Raw genomic sequence first — 17455 nt, forward strand, 5'->3', positions numbered from 1 at the left:
TTGGCCCGGGAAAACTAATCAGTACGAGACAGCGACGTAAGCGACGAAGTAGGGATTCAGAAACTCATACTTAGGTATGAGTGCAGCCCATCGCATTGCCCGCTGGCGACAGCAATTGCCGAATCTGGCCACCAGGAATAGAGCGGCAGAGCCCCTCGCCCAAGCCTTCGCCTGACATATGCCCTGTCGTGAAATGCTCTTTGCTTCGACTGACTGGCGGGCAGATCCTCCGGGTGCTTCCTCACCGCGCGTCTAAGCTCTTGCGACACAAGGGGCCCGGGGCGATCCCATGGAGTCGGGCCGCAAAGCCAAGGAGACTGCGCATGTTCAGATTCATCAAGACCACCATTGCCGGCGGACTGCTCTTCATTCTTCCACTGGTACTGCTGTTCATCCTCATCGAGAAGGCCATCCACCTGCTCAGCGGCCCTCTGCAGAAGGTGCTGCCGATCTTCGAGGGCTTCTCTGTCGCGGGTGCCACCTCCGTCACCGTGGCGGCCATCTTCGTGCTGCTGCTCTTCTGCTTCCTGGCAGGCCTGCTGGCCAGGACCGCCGCGGCATCCAGCGCGCTACGGGCGCTGGAAGACCGGCTACTCGGCAATCTGCCGGGCTACCAGCTGCTCAAGGACGCGACAGCCCGCTTCACCGGCATGGAGAACATCGAGGGAGCGCGAGTCGTGATGGTCATCCAGGAAAGTGGCTACAGGTTCGGCCTGTGCCTGGAAAGCCGGGAAGACTGGCTGCTGGTCTACATGCCTGACGGCGGCCCCGCAGGCGGCACCGCTGGCGAGGTGCAGACTCTGACCGCGGATGCCGTGGTGATGACCGACATCCCCTGGCTTTCGCTGCTGGCCTGCCTTCGCCGGGGTGGGCGCGGCGCACTGGAGCTGGCAGCGCCCTATCTGGACGGGAAAGCGTTCCCCGCACGTGACTGACGATCTCCCGCGCCAGCGTGCAAGCTACCCGGCAGGCATCGCCGCCCGCGCCCGCAAGGCTGGCGTACGGAGAGGCCAGTGGTCTGCATCGCGGGACTTCAGCGCACTACATGCAGGTAGTGCAGATGCCGCTCGTACTGATCCAGGATATCGGCAATCACGTCGTCACGGCTCCAGCCCATGATGTCGTAATCCTGGCCGCCCTCGCGCAGATGGACCTCGGCGCGGAAGTACTTGCGGGCTTCACCGACATCGCTGTCGTCGAGCACCATGAAGCTCGGGCTGGTAAAGGCCCGCGGGCGAACCTCATAGCGGAAGTGCGCTTCACCCGAAGGCGAGAGGTCGAGGCTGACACGGCCATCGTCCAGCTCCACCACCGAGACCTCCTGACCCTGCTTGCGCAGCTCTGCTGCCACCTCCTCGCAGGCCGGGCGGACCACCTCGCTGATGAAGCGGGTGACGTGGGCGCGGCGTGGCTTCATGGCAATGCTGCGCAGACGACGCTGCCAACCGCCTTCGTGATGGGGGGCATGGCGCGGTGCGGGCAACGCCTGGTTGCGCAAGCCGCGCCGCGTGGCGTCCAGGTGCAGGGCGCGGAACAAGCCCCAGATCGACGCCAGCAGGATGATCGAGAACGGCAGCGCACTGGCGATGGTCGCCGTCTGCAGTGCCTTGAGCCCGTTAGCCAGCAGCAGCGCCACGGCGACCACACCGATGCTCACCGACCAGAAGATACGTTGCCACAGTGGCGAATGGGCATGCCCGGAAGAGGCCAGCATATCCACCACCAGTGCGCCGGAATCGGCGGATGTCACGAAGAACACCACCACCATCAGCACCGCTACCATGGACACCACACTCGACAGCGGGAAGTGCTCCAGGAAGGCGAACAACGCCAGCGAGCTGTCCTGGTCGACGATTGTCGCCAGGTCGCGCACCCCCTCGTTGAGGATCATGTGGATGGCCGAATCACCGAACACCGTCATCCACAGCAGGGTGAACCCGGCCGGCACGAAGAGCACGCCGCAAACGAACTCGCGGATCGTCCTGCCGCGCGAGATGCGCGCGATGAACAGCCCCACGAAGGGCGACCAGGACAGCCACCAGCCCCAGTAGAGCAGCGTCCAGCCTCCGATCCAGTCAGTCGGTTGATAGGCATAGAGATTGAAGGTCTTGTTGACGATGTCCGACAGGTAGGCGCCGGTGTTCTGCACATAGGTCTGCAGCAGGAAGACGGTCGGACCGAGCAGCAGCACGAAGAGCATGAGGATCACGGCCAGCGCCAGGTTCAGCTCGGAAAGGATGCGGATTCCCTTGTCCAGGCCGCTGGCGACCGAAAGCGTGGCCAGGCCGCAGGTCACCGTGATGAGGATGATCTGCACCGTGGGATTCACCGGCAGGCCGAACAGGTGGTGGAAACCACTGTTGATCTGCAGTACGCCGTAGCCCAGGGAAGTGGCGACGCCGAATACGGTACCGATGATGGCGAATACATCCACTGCGTGGCCGATGGGGCCATAGATGCGCTCGCCGATCAGCGGGTAGAGCGCCGAACGCAGGGTCAGCGGCAGGCCCTTGCGGAAGCTGAAATACGCCAGGATCAGGCCGACGATGGCGTAGATCGCCCAAGCGTGAAGGCCCCAGTGGAAGAAGGTTATCTTCATTGCCTCGCGGGCGGCAGCGACGGTGCCCGCCTCGCCCACCGGCGGGCTGGTGAAGTGCATGATCGGCTCGGCGACGCCGAAGAACATCAGGCCGATGCCCATGCCGGCGGAAAACAGCATGGCGAACCAGCTGCTGCTGCGGTACTCCGGCTCGCTGTGATCGGGGCCGAGCTTGATGTCACCGTAGCGGCTGATGGCGAGGAACACCACGCTGATCAGGATCAGCGCGACAGCGAGGATGTAGAACCAGCTGGCATTGCCGAAGATCCACCGCTGCACGCTGTCGAACTGCGCCTGGGCCTGGGCCTGGAAAACCACGGCGTACAGCACGAGCAGGAAGATCAGCGCGGCGCTGGTATAGAAAACCGGTGGGTTGAGGGTGCTGCGGGGTCGGGACGAAGTCTCCATCAAGTGTTATCTCCTGTAACGCGTCAACCTGCGCCCAGAATCTGCGCAAGCGCTGCCAAGGGTAACCTCTTTCGGCATCGAAGATTCTCGACGGGCCGCGCTGCCCTCCCCCGCTAGAACTCAGGGGCAGGCGCTCGCGCCCCCTGTATTGGCCCGCGCCACCTGCTCCGCCAGCTTGCGCAGATTGCTCTGATGTGCGGTGACCAGGCTGTCCACGCTGTTGTCCGCGCGGGTCTGCTGGCTGCTGCGGCACGTCAGTGACTTGTCGCTACCGCGCTTCTGCAGGCGCCATTGAGCGACCAGCAGTGAGTACTGCCCCGGCACCGAGTCGAAGCGCTGGACCTCCACCCGCAACAGCGATGCGCCGGGCCCCGGCGCCCCGAGCAGGTCCTGCAGGGCATTGCCGAACTCGTCCACCAGGTTGGCGCCCCACCATTCGGTCTCGAGGATGACCAGGCCACTGCCGCCCTGGCGGATCACCATCTGCGAGCGATCCACCTGCGGTGGCAGGATGACGCGCTCGACGCGCACCTGGGCGCTGGCGGGACTGCCGGGCTGGGCCGGCACCAGCGTGTGATAGTGCACGGGCGCGCTGCTGCAGCCCCAGAGCAGCGGGAACAGTCCTGCCAATAGCAGCAAGGATGACTTCGGCATTGGCTTTCTCTCCTGTGTACGGTGCTGGCTCATGGCTGCAGGTTGTCCGCATCCGCACCCTTGGGCTTGCCGCGAATGAGCGACTCGGGGTGGCGTCCGAGGTAGTCGGAGAGATCGCGCAGCGAACGTGACATGCGATCCAGCTCGTTCAGTGTGTCGCTGAGCTTCTCCCGCTGCGGCGAATTCTCACCCAGTGCCGAGTTGGCCGTAGCCAGGGTCGAGCGCACCTCGGCCAGGGTGCTGGCCACTCCCGGCAATGTCTGGGTATTGAACTGCTTGAGGCCGCTCTGCAGTTCGCGCAGGTTGCCGTCGAGATTGTTGGCGATGCGCTCCAGCGGCAGCTTGCGGATGCGCTCCACCACGGCCTGCAACTGCTCCTGGAGTTTCTCCAGGCTGCTGGGTACGGTGGGGATCAGCAGCGGCCGGGCGCTGGCATCGAACGCCACGGGCTTGGCATCGGGATAGAAGTCCAGGGAAATGTACAGCTGGCCGGTGAGCAGATTGCCGCTGCGCGCCTGGGCGCGCATACCGTGCTCGACGAAGCTGCTGATCACGCGACTGACACCAGCCTCATCACCCTTGGTACTGTTGAACGCCTGGAGCATCTTCTGGTGCACTGGCCCCAGTCTCTGCGGATAGATCACCGCATCGACCAGCACCGGGAAGCTTTGCCGCTTCTCGTCATAGTCCAGCTGGATGCCCGTGACCTTGCCGAACTCGACGCCCATGAACTCGACCGGCGCACCGACGCTGAGGCCGCGCATGGACTGATCGAAGCGCAGGCGCAGGTACTGCGCGATACCCGACGGCGGCGCCAGGGCGCCTTCACGGTCGGCATACAGGTCGAAGGCCTGGTTGTCGTTGGCAGCGGCGGCATCGGCACTGCCTTCGGGCGTGCCGAACGCCAGCCCGCCCACCAGCAGTGCCGAGAGCGATTCGGTATTCACCTTCAGGCCGTTGGCGCCGACATCGACGTCCACGCCGCTGGCGTTCCAGAAGCGGCTGTTCTGGGTGACGAAGGCATCGTTCGGCGCCTCGACGAAGATGCCCAGGTCCACGCCCTTGCCGTCGCTGCGCAAGGCATAGGAGGTCACCTGCCCCACCGGGATCTTGCGGTAGTAGATCGGCGAACCGATATCCAGCGAGCCCAGGTCGTCTGCGCGCAGCAAGAAGCTCTTGCCCTTCTCCCCATAGGTGATCGGCGGAGGAGCCTCCAGCCCGGTGAAGCGCTTCTGCGGCGCGCTAGACTCTCCGGCATCGGCGCCGATGAAGTTGCCCGACAGCAGGGTATCCACGCCCGTGACGCCACCGGCGCCGATACGCGGGCGAACGACCCAGAACTTGGCGCCCTGAGTGGCGAAGGATTCGGCCTCCTTGTTGAGCTTCACCGTGGCATTGACGCTGTTCTTGTCCTTGGCCAGTTCGACCGCCTCGACCTCGCCGATGACCACGCTGCGGTACTTGACCTGCGTCTTGTGCGCCACCAGGCCTTCGCCGGTCCTGAAGGAAATCTCGATGCTCGGGCCCTGCTCCATCCAGTTGCGCACGATCAGCGATGCGCCAACCAGCAGCGCCACGATCGGCACGATCCAGACCATCGACACATTCCAGCGCCGCGTTCGCACGGGTGCCGGTCCTGGAATGCCAGGCCTAGGGGTGTCCTGCTCCATCGTTGGGTTCTCCGTCGTCCCAGATAAGCCGTGGATCGAAACTCATGGCGGAAAGCATGGTGAATACAACCACCAGGCCGAAGAAAAGAATCCCGGCTCGCGGCTCGATGGTGCCCAGCTCACGCATCTGCACCAGGGCCGCCACCAGCGCGACGACCAGCACATCGAGCATCGACCAGTAGCCGATCAGTTCGACGAAGCGGTACAGCTGGGAACGCTGGCGTTGCGCCCAGTTGCTGCGCCGCTGCACGGTCAGCAGGAGCATTCCCATGGCCAGGAACTTGATTGCCGGCACACCGATACTGGCGATGAAGATGATCAGCGCGATGTCCCACGCACCGCTTTCCCAGAACTCCAGCACGCCGCCGCCGATGGTGCTGTCGATGCCCTGGCCGAGCATTTCGGTATGCATGACGGGCAGCAGGTTGGCGGGTATGTAGAAGATCAGCGCGGCCATGAGAAACGCCCAGCCACGCGTGACAGCGTCGCCCTTTCGAACATGCAGCGGCGCCCCGCAGCGCCCGCAGCGGTGGCCGTGCTCGCGGACATCGCAGGCCAGCCCGCAACCATGGCAAAGGCACAGGTTGAGCTCTGGCGCCAGGGGTGGCCGGCTCATACCCGCTCCCAGAGTTCGCGGATGTCCTTGCCCGCGATGTAGAGGATCAGCACGCTGAGGGCCGCCATGGCCAGCAGGCCGATACCGGGAATAACATCGAGCAGGCCTGCCAGCTTGATCACCGCGACCATGGTCCCCAGCAGGCAGACTTCCAGCATGCTCCAGGGGCGCAATGCCTCCAGCCAGCGCATGCTGAAGGCGAAAGCCGGCGCCCGGCGCCCGGCCTGGGCGTACGCCAGCACCCAGATCAGCAGTGCTATCTGCAATAACGGGGCGAGGATGATTGCCAGCGCCACGACCAGCGCGATGAGAGTGATGCTGCCGCTGCTGAGGATCATCACCGAATCCCACAGCGTCGCGGAGTTGCTCAGCCCCTGCATGCTGATGGTCATCACCGGGTAGCTGTGGGCGAAGGCCAGCAGGATCGCACCGGTAATCGCCAGGGCCAGCCGCTGCTGAACAGTCAGCGCGTTGTGTCGGTGAAGCACTCCGCCACAGCGCTCGCACAGGGCGCGCTGATGGCGCTGGAGCGGCTCGCGCCGGTACACCGCATCGCAGTATTCGCAAATGATCAGATCTACGGAGGTCGACATACGAACTCTCGATATTTCCGTGTGCGCGCTACTGCCCCCGATTCGCGCCACGCTTAGGTCGGGGGAAGACTAGTCGAATAATCGCCGGGGAACCCGTAAAGATGGCCGGGCTGAATGCCTGGCGAGCTGCCTCACGGTTTCTGCATCGCCAGCCATACTGAGTGCAGCCCAGGCTTTCCGATAGCGGCCCATTACGAGAGGGAGATTCGTCGATGGTCGACTTCATGTTGCATGCGTTGCGCGCCAACCCTGAGATAGCGGTCTTTCTGGCTATCGCATTGGGCGTGTTGCTGGGTCGAGTCCGCATCGGGGAATTTCATCTGGGATCGGTTGCCGGCGCCCTGCTGATGGGCTTGCTGATCGGCCAGATCGGCCTGGAGGTGCCGCACGTCCTGAAATCGGTGTTTTTCGCCCTGTTCATCTACGCCGTCGGATTCAAGAGCGGGCCGGAGTTCTTCGGCAGCCTCAACCGCGGCACGCTGAAGCTCGTCGTGCTGTCCGTCGTACTGTGCGGCACCGCGCTGGCCACCATCCTGATCATGAACAGCCTGTTCCGATTCGACGCGGGCTTTACCGCAGGGCTGGGGGCTGGTGCGTTGACCGATACCGCGATCATGGGGACCGCCAGCAGCGCGATTGCCCAACTGGCCATCGATGAAGCCGCAAAATCCCAACTCAACAGCCACATGGCGGTCGCCTACGCCATTACCTATGTATTCGGCACCATCGGACTGGTCGTCTTCGTCGGGACCATCGCCCCCGGACTGCTGCGGGTCGACCTGAAGGACTCGGCCAGGGAACTGGAACTTCAACTGGGTATCGAGCGGGAAGAAAACGCCATCAGCATCCCCTATACCCGTATCGTCGTGCGGGCCCACTGCCTGAGCGTGCCTGCCGCCATTGGCCAGCGCATCGAGGACATCGAAGCGCTGCATGCATCGCTGAGCATCGAACGGGTCATTCGAGATGGGCGGATACTGGAGCGCACACCGGAGCTGACGCTCAGCGCCGGCGACATACTCGCCGTCTACGCATTGCGCGAGGCCGTGCCGCAGCTGAACCAGTGGATCGGCCCGGAAATAGACAATCCGGAAAGCATGTCCTTTCCCACCCGTGATGCCGACATCGTGCTGACCTCCCGCAGGCTGGCCGGCAAGACCATTCACCAGATCAAGACCCTGCTGATCGGCTCCGAGCGCATGGGCTGCTACATCCGCACCATTACCCGCCAGGGACTGGACCTGCCGCTGCTTCCCGAAACCGTCCTGCACCGGGGCGATGTGATTACCCTGGTCGGCCGTACCGCCAGCGTGGAAGCGCTGGCAGAGCAGATTGGCCGCATCCGCACGAGCAACTACAAGAGCGACATCGCCATCCACGCTCTGGGGATGGTGATCGGCTCCCTGGCCGGCATGCTCTCAACGCATATCGGCATGATTCCGATAGAACTGGGAATTGGCGGCGGCGTGCTGCTGGCGGGCCTGCTGATCGGCTGGTTCAACTCACGGCACCCCGAACTCGGTGCGCTGCCTCCGGCCGCTCAATGGGCCTTCTCCGAGTTCGGTCTGACGGCGTTCGGCGCCGTTGTCGGCTTACTGGCCGGGCCTGCCGCGATCACCGCCATCCAGGAACAGGGCGCCGCCCTGCTGATCGCAGGCGCGATAGTCACGATCGTCCCGCCCTTGGTAACGCTCTACTTCGGCCGCTATGTGCTCGGGCTGCACCCGATGATCCTGTTCGGCGCCCTGGCCGGCGCCCAGACGGAAGCTGCATCGATGAACAAGATCATCGAGCAGTCCGGCAGCAACACCCCGGTCATCGGCTTCACCGTCTGCTACGCCATTTCGAACGTGTTGCTGGCAGTCTGCGGCCCCATCATCGTGGCCTTCACTGCGCCCTGAATGGTCGCCGGCCGGAACCCGCGAGCGCGTCAGTGATGATGCTTGTGCTTGTGGTGATTGTCGTGGTGGTCGTGCTTGTCGTCGGCCAGATTGTTGCCGATGGCGCTGCCTGCCGCGCCGCCTAGCCCTGCACCCACCAGGCCGCCCGTGGACCCGCCCACCTTGCTCCCGATGACCTGGCCACCCGCCGCCCCCAGGCCGCCACCCAGTGCTGCCTCGGTCTTCTTCCCATCCTTCGCCGACATCGCACCGCCCGCCGCACCGCCGACTCCGGCGCCAATCGCAGCGCCAGTGCTGCCGCCGACTGCATTACCCACTACGCTGCCCAAGGCGCCTCCGATACCTCCACCAACAGCCGTGGTGGTGTTCTCGCCGGCCATGACGCCTTGTGACGCCAGGATGGTGAAAGCAAGTGCTGAGAGGGACTTCCGCATCATCGACTCCAGAAACTGTATACAAGTCGACCAGTCTGCAGGATGCGAAACCTACGAACAAATCGACCTTCGCGGTTCATGGACCTGAGTCAATGGATTGGTCCACCCTGCCCCCGCCCGTCGCTTCGGCGAACCCTCCACGGGGATCTGCGCTGGGCCGTTCAGTGGCTCGCATGCGCCTCACCCCGGACGCACCCACTCTTGCCTTTTGCCAATTTGCGGGCCACGCAGTCGACCGTCTCGATGTTTCTGAAAGACTGGCCCTGACCAACCGACCCGAGCAGCCGCGCATCTGAACCCCGGCGCCCTGAGGTCTATTGCATCAGCGCCCACGGAGCAAGGTCCGTCCTCGCGCAGGACCGGACTCCTTCCACGCTGGATCACGCCGTCTACACTCAGCGCAGTCGCAGCATGTAGAGGCGGGAAACTCGATGCTCAGATGGCCTTCTGTCGTACTGATTTCATGTATTGCCGGAGCGGCCGTCGCCGACGAAATCCCGGATGCCGTCCAAGCCTGTGGCGTCTGCCATGGCATGCATGGCGAGGGCACCGCGCAAGGCCCGGTGCTGGCCGGGCTGTCGGCCAGCTACATCTCCGCGCAGATCGCGAACTTCAATTCAAGACGTCGCAGCAATGCGCTGATGGGGCCGATGGCCGAAGCCTACGCCTCGGCCGATCTGCTGCAGCCTGCCGCTGCCTATTTTGCCGCCCAGGGCAAGGCCCCAGCGCTGCAGGTGCGGGGGCAGAATCTGGCGGCCTCCCCGGCCGAGAAGCTCTATTACGAGGGCGACATGGCTCGCGACATCCCGGCCTGCTTCAGCTGTCACGGCCCCTCGGCCATCGGCGGCGGCCCCTTCCCGAGGCTGGCCGGGCAGCAGGCGAGTTACCTTGAAGCCCAGCTGAACGCCTGGCGCAAGGGCGAACGCAGCGGCGATCCCGACGGCATGATGGCGGCCATCGCCAAGCGTCTGAACGACAAGGACATCACTGCGCTGGCCAGCTATCTGGCAGCGATTCGCTGAGGAGCGCTCATGAACAGGCCCTTGCTCTACCTGTCGCTGGCGGGATGCATCGCGCTGCCGGCACATGCCGCCGATGCAGTGACCACCGCCATGGAAGAAATCAGTGCGCAGCCCAAGGCCAGGGACGCCCACTACTTCACACCACGCGATCTTTCACGAATCCCGGACGGTGCCTTCGGCGACAAGATCCGCCGCGGCTATCAGCTGATCGTCAACACCCAACAGCTCAAGGGGCGCTACGTCGGCAACCAGCTCAACTGCACCAATTGCCACCTGGATGCGGGCACCAAGGCCTATGCCGCCCCCCTGTGGGCGGCCTACCTGGCCTACCCGGCGTTCCGCAAGAAAGACAACCGGGTGAACAACTTCGCCGAACGCGTGCAGGGCTGCTTCAACTACTCCATGAATGGCAAGGCCCCCGAGCTGGGCTCACCCGAGCTGGTGGCCATCTCCGCCTACTCCTACTGGCTGCTCATGGGCGGCCTGCTGGACATGTACGGCATGCAGGACAAGCCGGTGCCCGAACTCAGCGATGAAGCTTTGCAGCGCGGTGGTCGCGACGAATCCTTCAAGCTGCCGGGACCGCTGACCGGCAAGGTGAAGATGGAAGGCCGCGAACGGATGCCTGGGCGCGCCTTCGCCGCCCTGCCCGAGCCGCCCCAGGCGTATTCGCCGCAGCGTGGTGAAGAGGTTTACACGCAATATTGCGCCGTCTGCCACGGCGCGCAAGGCGAAGGACGCAAGATGGCCGACGTGCCGGTGATCCCGGCGTTGTGGGGAGCCGACTCGTACAACTGGGGCGCCGGCATGCACCGCGTCAACACAGCGGCCACCTTCATCTACGAGAACATGCCGCTGGGCAAGGCGGTGCAACTGAACGTCCAGCAGGCCTGGGACGTTGCGGCCTACCTGAACAGCCGGGAGCGACCGCAAGACCCGCGCTTCGACGGCAATGTCGCCAGCACAGCCAAACGCTTTCACGGCTCCGACCAGGGCTACTACGGCCAATCCGTCGACGGCGTGCTGCTGGGCAGCAAGGCCTACCCAGCAGGCGTCGGTCACTGAACCACGCAGGCCGCGCCACCCATGCGAATTTCAAGAGATCACAACCAATAGGGGACCGCATGTCATCGATACTGAAGAAGGCAAAGCACGAGTTCATGAAGGCGTTGCCGCCGACCATTTTCTTCTTCGTCATCCTGCACATCGTCGCAGCCATTCGCGCGCTGATGATCAAGGGAACCGGCGTTCCGCTTCCCGTGACGGCTTCGGTTCTGATCGCCTCGCTGGTGCTCGGCAAGTCGGTACTGGTGGCCGACATGCTGCCCTTCATCAATCGCTTTCCCGAGAAGCCTCTGATCTGGAACGTCACTTGGAAGACCCTGATGTACGCACTGGTCGCCCTGTTCGTGCACTACCTGGAGCGGCTCTACGAGTATTGGAAGGAAGCGCCCAGCCTGCTGGACGCCAACTCCATGCTGTGGACGTCCATGAACTGGCCGCGCTTCTGGGCGGTGCAGATACTGTTAATCACCCTGATCTTTATGTACTGCGTCATTTCGGAGCTGGCACGGGTGATCGGCCATGAGCGCCTGAGGAAGATGTTCCTCGGCCCGCTTCCACCTCGTACCGCCAACGACAACCCAGTCCCATAGGCGGCGCATCTTCCAAACAAATCAGGTAACAGCTATCAAAGGGCGGTGAATGGCGATTTTTCAATAAGGTGTTGAGCAGATGCGACTTGCTGCAGGCACAGTAGACCTGCGCGCCAATGGTCTAGCCTAGACATATGCCATCTTCGATTCCGAAGAGAGGCATACTCTGAACAGCTCAAGGTCAGGCCAATGCGAATTTCTTTGACGAAGGTAAATCTCAACCGTCCATCAATCGGATGCTCCGACAAAGAAGGCTCCCAACTAGCTCATTTTGGTGAGCTTCGTTATCTGATGACCTCTGCCCCGACAGTCGGCGATGCCCTTGAATCACTCGCTCGATACATGAGCAGCTGCATAAAGACAGTCCAATGCCGTTTGGAGCGCGTACCGTCTCATGCTCAGATGCATTTCGAGTGCGCCTGTCCCTCTCAAGGTGATGGACTGGTGGTCGAAACCTGGATGCTCCACACAACCCGCTTGATCGGGATACTTCTCGGCCGGCCGTTCTCTCCTCAACAGACTACCTTTCGCCACGGGCCCCTAGGTGACCGTGGCAACTACCTCAAGAGATTCGGTTGCCCAGCACTTTTCAGGCAGAGAAATAATTCGCTGGTACTGTCCTCAGCAACGCTCGATGAGGTCTGCACGGAGCGAGACCCCACACTTCACTCCATCATGCGCTTCTACATTGAATCGCAGACCAGTTATTCAGGTCATATACAGGAGCTAGTCACAGCCCACATTCTGAGACTCATGCCCCTTCACCAAGGGACGCTTGACCTTGTTTCCCAAGCTCTCGGTATGAACCCTCGAACGCTGCAGCGACGACTCGCTGATGAGCGAACCGACTTCGAGCAACTGTTAGACAATGTGCGTCGCAGCCAAGCGCTCCATTTGCTCCAGCAAACGAACATAGGAATTAACGAGATCGCCAGCGCGCTTGGCTATAGGCGTACAGGCTCCTTCTGTAGAGCTCATAAGCGATGGTTTGGAGTCTCTCCAGCGGAGTTTCGCAGCCAGTTCTCGGCACAGTTGGTAAGTGCGGGGCAAGCTTGACGGGAAAGAATCGATTCCTGTTGTTTGTCTCCTGAGACGTCCGCTATGGGTCGGAAGCTGCCGTCGGAATCGAACGAGGGTCCCTAGAGTATTAGGAGCAGATGCGGGTAATTCGAGCCCCGAATTCGGACTACATACCAGCTTTTCCTGGGCAAGCCGTTTCCGGTTCCGGTTTGAAGCGGAACCCGCGCAATGACTGGGCGCGCGGCACTATACCAACCGGAAACGGTCGCCAGAATGGGCCGTGCTCGTCCGGGGTTTATGAGCTCTGATGCGGTACGATGCGGCCCAAGAGAAGCAGCACCCTCAGGGAAGAAAAGGGAGTCCGTGTATGGAAGCGTTACTTCAGCAGGCGCAGAGTGTTTTAGGCAGCGGCTACAGCGTGCTGGTAATAGCCGCGCTGGTATTCGCCAAAACCATCTCGACACTTGGCTCTGCCTTCGACTTTCACGACAAGAACTTCGTACAGAAGCGCTTCAAGCGGCTCAACGAGTTGCGGGCAGGTGTTAAGAAGGATGACCGCCCACTCGCCCAGTACCTGGATGACGCCATCGAGCTTGAGGCTTTCCGCGTCGCCTCTGGCGTAACAGCAAGCAAGCAGAAGATGGATTTTCTAGTAGAGCTTGCCTCGCTAGGACTGTGGAACCGCACGCAGCTACGCTGGGTGGCAAAGCACCTTGAGCAAGGGCCACAAGATGCCGCGCCCGTCATCCGGATCACTCGACTCGATTGGGTTGGCGCCGCGATCGGCCTATTCTCGCTCTTCTACTGCATCACCGCCGGCATCTTCTTTTTTGCGTACCTCTCCCTGTCTATGACAATGCCATACGGCTTGGCGCTTGGGCTGCTTGCATTCGGCGGTCTGGTTATTCTCGCGCGCCTACTCGGTGAGGACTTTTTAAGCGCCAAGTGCGCGAACAACGTTCGCAAGTACCTGGAACGCAATGAAGCACCCACAGACAATGGGCCGAGCACCCCAGAACATATTCCCAGCGGCATCCGAGAGGACCGCAACTCGACGATGGCCACCGTTACCGAACCTCAGTAGCCAGGGCACAATTCTCTTTGGGGGCATAATTGGGGGCACTGACCCGAACCACTCTCAACATAAGTCAGATGCCACGAGCCTTCCATCAATAAGTTCGAGTCCCTCCCGGGGCACCACCACATCGTTCCGGCAGTTCCGATGAACTGTCGAAACCCACGAAAAACCGGCCTTCGGGCCGGTTTTTTGTTGTCTGCGATTTGCCCTGCCGGTTGCTGGCAGAAGCATTTCATCGCATCAGGAACAGGAACCTGTCGTCGTCTTGCTGACATAGGCACGGCCCGTGGCGCTGACGTTGACGACTCGCTCCTGGGCACCAGCAGACGGCGCGGAGCGGCACACGGTGACGCTTGCCTGGGTATTGCCCACGCCGCTGGGCTGGAAATCGATCTTGGCGACACTGGAAGTAACCTTGAACCCCGTCGGCGCGGCGGGATGCTTCTGGATCACGGTAGATCCGGAAATGACAATCCAGCCCTGTTCCCAGCCGCCCGAGCCGCAACTGGTGCCATTGCTGGATACGCACAGGCTGGTCACCGTGTTGCGCTTGATCGCCTCGCTGCGCCCCACGGCGACGCCCGCCACCAGATCGTTGGCACTGGAGGCAAGCTTGCCGGCAAGGGTCGCATCACTAAGCGAAGGCACGGCGATGCCGACCAGGATTGCCAGCACCGCGAGTGTCACCATCAGTTCCAGCAAGGTGAAACCGTTGGCAGGGCGTCTGTTGGTCGCTTTCATGGCTCGCCCTCCTATCGCTCGATATCCCAGAACACCCAGGATTTGGGCTGAGGACTGGTGCCCGGCGCAGTCGGCTCGGAGACCTTCAACGGCGAGTCGGAAGAACCGCCGATGATGAAGTCCCTCAGGCTGCCGTCGTCGAGTTGCACGCGCCCCGCCACCGGTGACGGAGGCAGGCCGCCGCCGGAGATGACGCCGAAGCGCTGGTCACCGGTGCCTGCGGCGTTCAGGTAGCTGATGTTGTAGACGCGCGCGGTGCCCAGGCTGGAGCAGCTGGTGGGGCTGGCCACGGCAGGCTGGTGAGTGCTGAAGGTGATGTTGTTGTAAAGCAGCAGCGCCGAGGTCACTACCTGCTCGGTGGACTGCAGGCCCAGGTACCAGCCTTTGGGGTAGGCCGCGATCTGCGTATTGGTGGGCGTGGCCGTGGAGGTAATGGGCAGCAGCGAGTTGTTGCAGATCAGGTTGGCGGCGCAGGTGGCGTTCTCCAGGGTCAGCCAGTTGACGTCGCTGGGCTTGTCGCGCAGGACATAGAAGCGGTTCGCCACGCTGGCGGCGGAAGTGTAGGTGAGCAGCGGCTTCTCGCGGTCGCCGGAGCCCAGCAGGATCACGTACTCGCCGTTGACGGAGGCCACCTCCGGGCCGTAGAGGAACTTGCGGTTGGCCGTACAGGAGGTCGCCGTCGCGCACCCCAGGGAAGCGATCTTGGTCATGGTCCAGTTGGCCGGTGCGGTGCTGCCGATGGCACTGTAGGCATCGACGCCGGAGATCCGGTAGACGTTACCCCCCAGGTCGGAGGCATAGCCGTAGGCGATCAAGCCACTGCTGTTGGTGACCAGGGCGACGCTGCCGACGACTCCGCGATCAGTGTCGAAGGTCTTCAGCAAGGCGCCGGTGTCGGCATCCAGCAGATAGATGTGATTGCCCTTGGAGGACGTCGTGCAGGTATTGGGGTCGGCATCCTCGCAATTATCATAGCCACCGCCCATGGCCAGGATCGTCGACGCACCGCTGCCGTAGCCTTGCGCCAGGACAGGAACTGGGGTCGCCCAGGTCTGCCCCATGCCGCTGAGGCCAGTACCGCAGCCGGTGTCATTGGCCATGTTGGGACAACCGATCTTCCACTTCAGAGTCGGGCTGGCCGGGGTGGTTACGTCAAAGGCGTAGATGGAGCGACCGCCACGGCGCATGGCGGAGTAGATCCAGGTGCTGGTGCCCTGCTGCACCACGGAAACCGAGCCGTCCATGCCGTAGTCCTTGGGCTGCGGCGTGGGCGTACCCGTGGTATGGCCGGGGAAGCTGATGGTGGTGGTGTTGTCGCGCAGGCGCTTGATCCGCGGGTAGAACTCCGGCGGCATGAACGACCAGATTTCACTGCCGGCCGAGACGCCTGCGACGGTTCCGCTGCGGTTGCCGTTGATGGCGTGCAGCAGTCCGTCGTTGGCGCCGTAGTAGACCACCACCAGCGGTGAAGACGTGGTGCCGTAGTTGACCGCTGCGGGGCGTGAATGCACGACGTCGCCGTGGACCGACGAGCGCATCTCGGTGACATTGGCGTTGAGGTTCTCATCCTGATTGTCGGCGCCGATGGCCCAGCCGATCAGGTTGGTCCGCTCGGTGGCGTCCGCCGCGCCCAGCAGGGCCTGGGTGACTGCGGTGTTGGCGGTGTTGAAGTTGGTGAGCGCCGTGCAGGTCGTGGGGTTGCAGGTCTTCATGGTCCGCGAACTGGCCTGGCGCAATACATAGGCCTGGGCGCCCTTCTCGACGATGTTGCCGTCGGGATAGTTGGATACGTCGGACCCGGTCACGGTCAGGCAGTTGCCCTGGGGCTTGAACGCCCAGTAGCTGTCCAGCGACGTCGGCGTCCAGAAGCTGCGGGCGCATTCAGTGATGAAACCGGTACCGCTGTTGATTGCGCTGTCGCCGTTGGCGTCCACCGTGGTGAGCTGGCTGCTGACCACGCCCACCTTGTATTGCTTGAGGTTGCCGGGCCAGCGCGGGAAGGAGTCGGAATCCGGACGGAACATGCCGACGAACACCTGGTTCAGGTACGTGCTCTGCGAACTGACGCTGATCGGCAGGGTGACGGAGGCGAACACGCTGTTGGTCGCCTGGATCTCGGAGAAGATCGCATTCAGCGCATCGGAGATCTGCGTGCCACTGGCCGTCACGTCGAAATATTTGCCACTGCTGACGTTGGCCATGCTCTTCAACAGGGCGGTCCAACCCGGGCCCTGCCCGGTGGTTTCCTTGTTGATATCCACGGTGTAGGTGGTGATGGCCTGGGTGCTCTTCTTCATGAAGCGCGCCCATTCGTCGGCCATGTTGTCCTGCGAGCCGCTGGGGGAAATGGGGATCGCCGTGGTGTTGCCCCCGGCAGTAGTCAATGCGCTGGTAGCCTGCTTGATATCGTTGGTATTGTCCTGCGCCGCGCCGTTACTGATGTAGATGATGAAGTTTTTCGCGCAGCCAGCGACGATCGGATTGTTGTAGGTGGTGGCGTCCTTCGATGCCAGGGCGTTGCCACCCAGGGCATAGATGGCTTTGGACGCCGTGGTGCCGCTGGCATTGCCGGTGAAATCGGTCTTGACCTTCTGGTTGCCGGAGTTGGGCGTGCCCGCCGAGTAATACAGCCAGGCCTCCTCCATCGCCTTGCTGATCTTGCCGCCATTGGACTTGTCGCTCCCCACATCCAGGCTGCTGACCAGCGCCTGGTACTTGGGCTTGGTCGAACTGTCGAGCAGACGCATGGCGGCACGCACATAGGCGCCGTCGTCACCCTTGTTGCCGCTCCCGGTCTCGCTGAACAGCATCAGGCTGACGCGGAACTTGTTCACCTGCAGCCCGTTGACCACCGACGCCAGCGCAGTCATCTCGTTGCTGAACGGCGTGGTCCAGTTGGCGGTGTTGTCCAGGATGATCAGGACGTTCGGCGCATCCGTGGCGCCTGTGGGAGTGCCGACGAACAGGTCGATGTCCTCGGCGCGCACAGCCGACTGGGCGACGCACAGAAGGCAGAGGGCAACTATCCGCCGGAGCATTCCGGCCTGGCAGCTCTTGTTCATGT

15 protein-coding genes are annotated in these 17455 nt (G+C 62.7%); 7 read left to right on the top strand and 8 right to left on the bottom strand.

What is annotated here, in order from left to right; translation table 11 throughout:
• Positions 1-323: 323 nt before the first annotated feature.
• On the top strand, positions 324-935 hold the full coding sequence (locus tag IB275_RS24145) for a hypothetical protein (RefSeq protein ID WP_192291641.1): 612 nt from the start codon (positions 324-326) through the stop codon (positions 933-935).
• A 98-nt stretch (positions 936-1033) separates the two neighbouring features.
• On the opposite strand, the gene IB275_RS24150 is transcribed toward IB275_RS24145, so the two are convergent.
• From IB275_RS24150 to IB275_RS24170, 5 genes are all read right to left on the bottom strand, one after another.
• Positions 1034-3007, bottom strand: coding sequence for a BCCT family transporter (locus IB275_RS24150; protein ID WP_192291643.1), 1974 nt, complete (start codon positions 3005-3007; stop codon positions 1034-1036).
• Positions 3008-3127: 120 nt separating this feature from the next.
• A complete protein-coding gene (locus tag IB275_RS24155) occupies positions 3128-3661 on the bottom strand; it encodes a PqiC family protein (RefSeq protein WP_192291645.1) in 534 nt (177 codons plus the stop codon).
• A 29-nt stretch (positions 3662-3690) separates the two neighbouring features.
• On the bottom strand, positions 3691-5331 hold the full coding sequence (locus IB275_RS24160; RefSeq protein WP_192291647.1) for a PqiB family protein: 1641 nt from the start codon (positions 5329-5331) through the stop codon (positions 3691-3693).
• Positions 5312-5947, bottom strand: coding sequence for a paraquat-inducible protein A (locus tag IB275_RS24165; protein WP_192291649.1), 636 nt, complete (start codon positions 5945-5947; stop codon positions 5312-5314). Before IB275_RS24165 ends, IB275_RS24160 begins: the two co-directional genes overlap by 20 nt.
• Positions 5944-6540 carry a paraquat-inducible protein A gene (locus IB275_RS24170; protein ID WP_192291651.1) on the bottom strand — a complete coding sequence of 199 codons (597 nt, stop codon included), beginning with the start codon at positions 6538-6540 and terminating at the stop codon, positions 5944-5946. Before IB275_RS24170 ends, IB275_RS24165 begins: the two co-directional genes overlap by 4 nt.
• Positions 6541-6752: 212 nt before the next feature.
• Here IB275_RS24170 and aspT point away from each other — a divergent pair, with 212 nt between their 5' ends.
• Positions 6753-8441, top strand: a complete 1689-nt coding sequence (gene aspT / locus IB275_RS24175; RefSeq protein ID WP_192291653.1) for an aspartate-alanine antiporter — start codon at positions 6753-6755, stop codon at positions 8439-8441.
• A 29-nt stretch (positions 8442-8470) separates the two neighbouring features.
• Here aspT and IB275_RS24180 read toward each other — a convergent pair whose 3' ends face one another.
• On the bottom strand, positions 8471-8875 hold the full coding sequence (locus IB275_RS24180) for a glycine zipper domain-containing protein (RefSeq protein WP_192291655.1): 405 nt from the start codon (positions 8873-8875) through the stop codon (positions 8471-8473).
• Between the two features lie 431 nt (positions 8876-9306).
• Between IB275_RS24180 and IB275_RS24185 the strand changes: the two genes are divergently transcribed.
• From IB275_RS24185 to IB275_RS24205, 5 genes are all read left to right on the top strand, one after another.
• Positions 9307-9897 (top strand): c-type cytochrome, encoded by a 591-nt coding sequence (locus IB275_RS24185; RefSeq protein ID WP_192291657.1) that lies wholly within the window; start codon positions 9307-9309, stop codon positions 9895-9897.
• Positions 9898-9906: 9 nt separating this feature from the next.
• Complete coding sequence (locus IB275_RS24190; protein ID WP_192291659.1) at positions 9907-10962, top strand: c-type cytochrome; 1056 nt, start codon at positions 9907-9909, stop codon at positions 10960-10962.
• 59 nt (positions 10963-11021) lie between these two features.
• On the top strand, positions 11022-11552 hold the full coding sequence (locus tag IB275_RS24195; protein WP_192291661.1) for a hypothetical protein: 531 nt from the start codon (positions 11022-11024) through the stop codon (positions 11550-11552).
• 189 nt (positions 11553-11741) lie between these two features.
• Positions 11742-12608: a helix-turn-helix transcriptional regulator gene (locus IB275_RS24200; RefSeq protein ID WP_192291663.1), complete on the top strand. Its 867-nt coding sequence runs from the start codon at positions 11742-11744 to the stop codon at positions 12606-12608.
• Positions 12609-12939: 331 nt separating this feature from the next.
• Positions 12940-13656, top strand: a complete 717-nt coding sequence (locus IB275_RS24205; protein ID WP_192291665.1) for a hypothetical protein — start codon at positions 12940-12942, stop codon at positions 13654-13656.
• A gap of 234 nt (positions 13657-13890) precedes the next feature.
• Here IB275_RS24205 and IB275_RS24210 read toward each other — a convergent pair whose 3' ends face one another.
• Both IB275_RS24210 and IB275_RS24215 read right to left on the bottom strand, forming a co-directional pair.
• Positions 13891-14391: a GspH/FimT family pseudopilin gene (locus tag IB275_RS24210; RefSeq protein ID WP_192291667.1), complete on the bottom strand. Its 501-nt coding sequence runs from the start codon at positions 14389-14391 to the stop codon at positions 13891-13893.
• 11 nt (positions 14392-14402) lie between these two features.
• A complete protein-coding gene (locus IB275_RS24215) occupies positions 14403-17453 on the bottom strand; it encodes a pilus assembly protein (protein ID WP_225601576.1) in 3051 nt (1016 codons plus the stop codon).
• Positions 17454-17455: the final 2 nt, after the last annotated feature.

The organism is Pseudomonas sp. PDM21, from assembly GCF_014852505.2.
In the GTDB taxonomy this organism is placed as follows: Bacteria; Pseudomonadota; Gammaproteobacteria; order Pseudomonadales; family Pseudomonadaceae; genus Pseudomonas.

What these genes read in the sequence shown, in the direction of transcription:
- IB275_RS24145 (WP_192291641.1), top strand. Translation starts at nt 324, where the DNA reads ATGTTCAGATTCATCAAGACCACCATTGCCGGCGGACTGCTCTTCATT.
- IB275_RS24150 (WP_192291643.1), bottom strand. Translation starts at nt 3,007, where the DNA reads ATGGAGACTTCGTCCCGACCCCGCAGCACCCTCAACCCACCGGTTTTC.
- IB275_RS24155 (WP_192291645.1), bottom strand. Translation starts at nt 3,661, where the DNA reads ATGCCGAAGTCATCCTTGCTGCTATTGGCAGGACTGTTCCCGCTGCTC.
- IB275_RS24160 (WP_192291647.1), bottom strand. Translation starts at nt 5,331, where the DNA reads ATGGAGCAGGACACCCCTAGGCCTGGCATTCCAGGACCGGCACCCGTG.
- IB275_RS24165 (WP_192291649.1), bottom strand. Translation starts at nt 5,947, where the DNA reads ATGAGCCGGCCACCCCTGGCGCCAGAGCTCAACCTGTGCCTTTGCCAT.
- IB275_RS24170 (WP_192291651.1), bottom strand. Translation starts at nt 6,540, where the DNA reads ATGTCGACCTCCGTAGATCTGATCATTTGCGAATACTGCGATGCGGTG.
- aspT (WP_192291653.1), top strand. Translation starts at nt 6,753, where the DNA reads ATGGTCGACTTCATGTTGCATGCGTTGCGCGCCAACCCTGAGATAGCG.
- IB275_RS24180 (WP_192291655.1), bottom strand. Translation starts at nt 8,875, where the DNA reads ATGCGGAAGTCCCTCTCAGCACTTGCTTTCACCATCCTGGCGTCACAA.
- IB275_RS24185 (WP_192291657.1), top strand. Translation starts at nt 9,307, where the DNA reads ATGCTCAGATGGCCTTCTGTCGTACTGATTTCATGTATTGCCGGAGCG.
- IB275_RS24190 (WP_192291659.1), top strand. Translation starts at nt 9,907, where the DNA reads ATGAACAGGCCCTTGCTCTACCTGTCGCTGGCGGGATGCATCGCGCTG.
- IB275_RS24195 (WP_192291661.1), top strand. Translation starts at nt 11,022, where the DNA reads ATGTCATCGATACTGAAGAAGGCAAAGCACGAGTTCATGAAGGCGTTG.
- IB275_RS24200 (WP_192291663.1), top strand. Translation starts at nt 11,742, where the DNA reads ATGCGAATTTCTTTGACGAAGGTAAATCTCAACCGTCCATCAATCGGA.
- IB275_RS24205 (WP_192291665.1), top strand. Translation starts at nt 12,940, where the DNA reads ATGGAAGCGTTACTTCAGCAGGCGCAGAGTGTTTTAGGCAGCGGCTAC.
- IB275_RS24210 (WP_192291667.1), bottom strand. Translation starts at nt 14,391, where the DNA reads ATGAAAGCGACCAACAGACGCCCTGCCAACGGTTTCACCTTGCTGGAA.
- IB275_RS24215 (WP_225601576.1), bottom strand. Translation starts at nt 17,453, where the DNA reads ATGAACAAGAGCTGCCAGGCCGGAATGCTCCGGCGGATAGTTGCCCTC.